The sequence below is a fragment of the Flavobacterium sp. genome (genome assembly GCF_035456085.1).
Taxonomy (GTDB): Bacteria; Bacteroidota; Bacteroidia; order Flavobacteriales; family Flavobacteriaceae; genus Flavobacterium.
This window is the reverse complement of sequence record NZ_DATIDY010000043.1, coordinates 1-5,540: the sequence shown is the minus strand read 5'-3', so window position 1 is coordinate 5,540 and position 5,540 is coordinate 1. Positions and strand designations below refer to the sequence as shown.

Annotated in this window: 6 protein-coding genes; 5 read left to right on the top strand and 1 reads right to left on the bottom strand. The window is 31.5% G+C overall.

Annotated elements, in window-relative coordinates:
• The 3 genes from VLC96_RS03705 to VLC96_RS03695 form a co-directional block, all read left to right on the top strand.
• Positions 1-484: CBS domain-containing protein (locus VLC96_RS03705; RefSeq protein ID WP_325260705.1), on the top strand; the 484-nt coding region annotated here is incomplete at its 5' end.
• Between the two features lie 134 nt (positions 485-618).
• Complete coding sequence (locus tag VLC96_RS03700; RefSeq protein ID WP_325260704.1) at positions 619-1,890, top strand: DUF2851 family protein; 1,272 nt, start codon at positions 619-621, stop codon at positions 1,888-1,890.
• A gap of 139 nt (positions 1,891-2,029) precedes the next feature.
• The gene (locus VLC96_RS03695; protein WP_325260703.1) at positions 2,030-2,257 is read left to right on the top strand and encodes a PspC domain-containing protein; all 228 of its coding nucleotides are present in this window, start codon (positions 2,030-2,032) and stop codon (positions 2,255-2,257) included.
• An 80-nt stretch (positions 2,258-2,337) separates the two neighbouring features.
• On the opposite strand, the gene VLC96_RS03690 is transcribed toward VLC96_RS03695, so the two are convergent.
• Positions 2,338-3,849 (bottom strand): amino acid permease, encoded by a 1,512-nt coding sequence (locus VLC96_RS03690; RefSeq protein WP_325260706.1) that lies wholly within the window; start codon positions 3,847-3,849, stop codon positions 2,338-2,340.
• A 350-nt stretch (positions 3,850-4,199) separates the two neighbouring features.
• On the opposite strand from VLC96_RS03690, the gene VLC96_RS03685 reads away from it, so the two are divergent.
• Both VLC96_RS03685 and VLC96_RS03680 read left to right on the top strand, forming a co-directional pair.
• Positions 4,200-5,006 (top strand): ComEA family DNA-binding protein, encoded by an 807-nt coding sequence (locus VLC96_RS03685; RefSeq protein WP_325260702.1) that lies wholly within the window; start codon positions 4,200-4,202, stop codon positions 5,004-5,006.
• 16 nt (positions 5,007-5,022) lie between these two features.
• A partial coding sequence (locus VLC96_RS03680) for an acyl-CoA dehydrogenase family protein (protein WP_325260701.1) occupies positions 5,023-5,540 on the top strand: 518 nt, incomplete at its 3' end.

Below are 5,540 nucleotides of genomic sequence, written 5' to 3'. Positions count from 1 at the left end.
ACCAGATGATATTGTGGTTGTGATGTTTCATGATTCAGGAAGCCGTTATGTGGGTAAAATGTTCAACGATGATTGGATGCGGGAGAGAGGTTTTTTAGATGAGAATGTTACCAAAGCGGAAGATGTCATAAAAGATCATTTAGACAAGCCATTGATTGTTGTTCGCACTGAAGAATTGGTTTCGCATGCTATCGAAAGAATGCGTTCCTATAAAATATCTCAAATCCCAGTTATAGATGTTCACGGTTTTGTGGGTTCTGTTGATGAAAGTGATTTGTTCCAAAGTTATGTTGCCGACAAAAATGTTGCAGATAAACCTATCAAAGAAGTAATGGGGAAACCATTTCCGATTGTAAAACTGGGCACTTCAATTGATGAATTATATAAATTGTTTACCAAAGAAAATGCCGCCGTCTTGGTTGATTTAGGAAATGGAAATCATCATATAATAACCAAATACGATATTATTGGATCGATGAAATAGAGATGCTTAAAAGCCACAGTTAAGAAAGTGGCCTATTTAAAAAAAAATATTTGATTTTGTAAGTTAATTTTTCTATTTTTTATTACTTTAGATTAATTGTCTGCTATTTAAGTAGTTTAAAAAATAGAATTAACATGAAAGAAGATTTTCTGCATTACCTCTGGAAGTTTAAAAAATTTGATACTTTAAATCTAAAAACTTGTAATCAAGAAGAAATCATTATTAGTAATGTTGGGCAATATTTAGAACTTGCTGGTCCTGATTTTTTCAATGCTCAAATTACGATTGGCAATCAAAAATGGGCTGGAAATGTTGAGATTCATGTCAAATCTTCTGATTGGTACATACATCATCATGAGAAAGATTCGGGTTACGAAAACGTGATTTTGCATGTCGTTTGGGAACATGATTCAGAGATCTTCAGAAGTGATAATTCAGAAATCCCTGTTCTTGAACTTAAAAACTATGTTAGTTCGGAAATTCTCAATAATTATCAAAGATTACTCACCCCCAAGTCTTGGATTTTTTGCGAAAAACAATTAATAGAAATTCCGCAATTTGCTTTAACTAATTGGCAAGAAAGATTGTTTTTCGAACGATTGGAAAGAAAAGCAAAGCCAATTTTAGAATTGTTAAAACAAACCAATAATGATTGGGAAGCTGTATTATTTTTTCTTTTGGCTAAAAATTTTGGATTGAATACCAATGGAGAAACGTTCCTTAAAATTGCTCAATCTATTCCTTTCACAGTAATTCGTAAAGAATGTTTTGAAGTAGAAAACATCGAAGCCTTGCTTTTGGGTACCGCTGGATTATTGGATTCAGATAAAGAAGACGCATATTTTAAAGATTTGAAGTTTAGGTATTTTTATTTGCTTCATAAATATCAAATAGAAAAAAACTTTATAGAACCAGTTCAGTTCTTCAAGCATAGACCTGACAATTTCCCTACAATTCGTCTTTCGCAATTGGCTAATTTGTATAATAAAGAGCAAAATCTATTTTCGAAAATAAGCAGCTTAAATGATATTGAAACCATTTATGATATTTTCAGTATTTCGGTTACTCCATATTGGCAAACTCATTATCAATTTGATAAAGAAAGCACAAATAAAAAGAAGTCTTTGTCCAAGTCTTTCATGGATTTATTGATTTTAAATACTATTATTCCGCTTCAATTTGCGTATGCAAAAAATAAAGGAGAAGAAGTTTCAGAAGATTTAATTGCAATATTAAATGATGTTGAACCAGAAAAAAATTCAATAATAGATAAATTTAATTCATTTGGATTAAAGGGGAAAAATGCCTTTGAAACTCAGTCTTTATTAGAACTTAAAAACGAATATTGTAATAAAAATAAATGCTTAAATTGTGCCGTTGGTATGGAGCTATTAAAAACATCTTAGTACAAAAATTAATAATATTATCTTCTCAGATTCCACTTCAACTAGTGAGTGGTTTTTAGTGATAAATTCCAATCAAAAAAGGTATTATATAAAACAACTGAAATTTCGTAATTTTGTCAAAACTCATAAGTTAAAAATTATGCAAGCAGTAGTAAGATTAAAATTCTTTTTGGAAAAGTATGGTTTTCATGTATCTTCCAGATTGGCCGATAAATTAGGAATGCGCGTGACTAATGTCCGTTTGTTTTTTATTTACATTTCCTTTGTAACTGTAGGTTTGGGTTTTGGAGTTTACCTGACCTTGGCATTTTGGATTCGGTTAAAGGACTTAGTTCGTGCCAAACGAACTTCAGTTTTTGATTTATAATTGAAAAGATATACTCCAGGATATAAAAAAAACCTGTTCAAATGATGAACAGGTTTTTTTTGTTTCTTACTTTCGTCTATTTAGATTTCTTCTGATTCTGATTTAGGATTATTTAGTTTTGCTCTTTTTTTGCTGTAAGCAAAATAAACAATAATTCCTAAAGTTCCCCAGCATAAGAATGCAATCCAAGTTTCATGTCTTACTTGTGTCATTAAGAATAAATTGAAAGATACCCCAAGAGTCCCTACAAGATATACAGCAGGAGTTTTGTAATGTCTTTCTAATTCTGGTTTTTTGTATCTTAAAATCATTACAGCAACACAAACCATTCCGAATGCTAATAATGTTCCCATACTACACATTTCACTCACTTTTTCAATTGGAGTCAGCGCTGCAACTATCGAAATGATTGTTCCAACTAAGAAAGTACTTTTGTACGGAGTTTTAAAACTAGAGTGTAATTTACTGAAAAAAGGAGGCAATAAACCATCTCTTGACATTCCTAAGAAAATACGTGTTTGTCCAAGCATCATTACCAACATAACAGAAGTTAAACCAGCTGTTGCAGCAATTGTAATGATAAATACAGCCCAGGTTAATCCATTTTCACTAAAAGCTGATGCTACAGGAGCAGCTTTGTCTAATTGATTATAATGAACCATTCCTGTTAATACTAGTGATACAAGAATATACAGAATTGTACAAATAATTAAAGATGCAATAATAGCAAAAGGTACATCTTTTTTGGGATTGATTGCTTCACCAGCTTGAGTTGAAACCGCATCAAATCCAATATATGCGAAGAAAACAATTGTTGCAGCAGTCAATACACCACCAAATCCAAAGTTCATTTTACCGGTCGCATTTCCAAGAGAATCTAAAACAGGAACTTCAGTAGGGATAAATGGGTGCCAGTTTTCTACATTAATATAAAAAGCACCGCAGATAATTACAAAAAGAACAACTGCAATTTTGACAATTACAATGATATTATTTGTACTTGCTGCTTCTTTAATTCCTTTAATAAGGATAGCAGTAACGACCCATGTAATGATAAATGCTGGTAAATTAAATGCAAAAGTTGGAATATCTATTAAGTCATTTGGAAATGCTTTATTATGTTCAAGAATTTTTTCTGTAGCGGTACTCAAATCATTACAGAGCCAGATGGGGAATTCTATTCCAAATAAATGGATAAGTTTTACAAAGTAACCGCTCCAGGCTACGGCGACGGTAGTGGCTCCCATCATATATTCTAGGATTAAATTCCATCCGATGAACCATGCGAAAACTTCACCTATCGTACCATATGCATATGCGTATGCTGATCCCTCTACAGGTAATACTGATGCAAATTCAGCATAACAAAGAGAAGCAAATAAACAGCCTATTCCTGCAATAACAAAAGATAGAGCCAAAGCTGGTCCGGCATAATCATGAGCAGCTATACCTGTTAAGGTGAAAATTCCCCCACCTATGATAGCTCCAATTCCTAATGAGGTAAGTCCCCATTTTGTAAGAACTCTTTTTAAATCACTTTTTTTTATATCAGCTTCAAAAGCAGATATTGGTTTAACTCTCCAAATTGACATACTGTTATTTTGCTTTATGTTATTAAGTGTCAAATGTATCGTTTTTTGTAAAAAATAAAAACAATAATCTTCTTTTAAGTTATAATTTATTAACAATTTAAGAGGTTTTAACTAACATTTGTGTTTTTATGCTGGTTTTTAGTACGTTAATAAAAGTTAGAGTTGTAGTTGTTTAATTATTCCGCGAGATAAATTAATTTAATAATTTTCTTATAAATTAATTTTTTTTAATTTAATTTATGCATTTATAAAGACTTATATTTTATCTGGAAATGACTTTTAAACAACAATTTAAGTATTACAAATTTACTAACCAGCAAAAAAGGGGGATTTTTGTGCTTTTTACAATCATGATTATTTTACAATTAGTTTTTTTCTTTGTTGATTTTAATTTGATTGTAAACAATACTACTGAAAAACAGCAATGGCTTTCGTTTCAAACTGAAGTTGATTCCTTAAAATTGACTCACGGCGATGAAAGACTAAATTTTCATCCGTTCAACCCAAATTTTATTTCAGATTATAAAGGTTATAAACTAGGAATGTCTGTTGAAGAAATTGACAGACTTCTCGCTTTTAGAAAACAAAATAAATATGTTAATTCAGCCAAGGAATTTCAAACTGTGACAAAAGTTTCAGATTCGTTATTAGCCAAAATTGCTCCTTATTTCAAATTTCCAGATTGGGTCAATAATAGGAAAGATATTAGTCACTTTAAAGATTTTTCAAATTCAGTCTTCGCTAACAAAGAGAAGATTGTTCAGGTAGATATTAATCAAGCAACACAACAAGATCTAATTAAAATAAACGGAATCGGAGAAGCTATTTCATTGCGAATTTTAACTCAAAAAGAAAAATTAGGAGGATTCGTTTCTATGGAACAACTCAATGAGGTTTGGGGATTGTCTCCAGAAGTGGTATTGAGTTTAAATAAATATTTTACGATTATAAAACTTCCGACTATACATAAAATCGATATCAACAATGCCACTTTAAAAGAATTGTCTCAATTTTTCTATTTCAAACAAGGTCTAGCCAGACAGATCGTAAAATATAGAAGTATGTATGGCGATTTTAAAAATATTGAAGATTTGATAAAAGTTAGTGGCTTTCCTGTAAATAAAGCTAATATTATTAACTTATATTTGAGTTTCTAATATTAAAGACATTTATATGAATTTTGATTATAATGAGACCCAACTATTAATAGTACAATCTATTAGGGACTTTGCCGAAAAAAATATTAGACCATATATAATGGAGTGGGACGAAGCTCAGATTTTTCCAATCGAACTCTTTAAGAAATTAGGTGAAATGGGTTTTATGGGGGTCTTAGTACCTACTGAATTAGGAGGATCTGGACTTGGATACCATGAATATATTACCATAATCGAGGAAATTTCAAAAGTTGACCCTTCTATCGGATTGTCTGTTGCAGCACATAATTCATTATGTACAAATCATGTTTTGACATTTGGTAACGATGAACAAAAGAAAAAATGGATTCCAAAACTCGCGACCGGAGAACACATAGGTGCTTGGGGTTTAACCGAGCATAACACTGGTTCTGATGCCGGCGGAATGAACACTACCGCCGTTCGTGAGGGTGATTTCTGGATAGTCAATGGAGCCAAAAATTTTATTACACATGCTATTTCAGGTGATATAGCGGTTGTGGTTGTTCGCACTGG

What these genes read in the sequence shown, in the direction of transcription:
- VLC96_RS03700 (WP_325260704.1), top strand. Translation starts at nt 619, where the DNA reads ATGAAAGAAGATTTTCTGCATTACCTCTGGAAGTTTAAAAAATTTGAT.
- VLC96_RS03690 (WP_325260706.1), bottom strand. Translation starts at nt 3,849, where the DNA reads ATGTCAATTTGGAGAGTTAAACCAATATCTGCTTTTGAAGCTGATATA.
- VLC96_RS03695 (WP_325260703.1), top strand. Translation starts at nt 2,030, where the DNA reads ATGCAAGCAGTAGTAAGATTAAAATTCTTTTTGGAAAAGTATGGTTTT.
- VLC96_RS03685 (WP_325260702.1), top strand. Translation starts at nt 4,200, where the DNA reads ATGATTATTTTACAATTAGTTTTTTTCTTTGTTGATTTTAATTTGATT.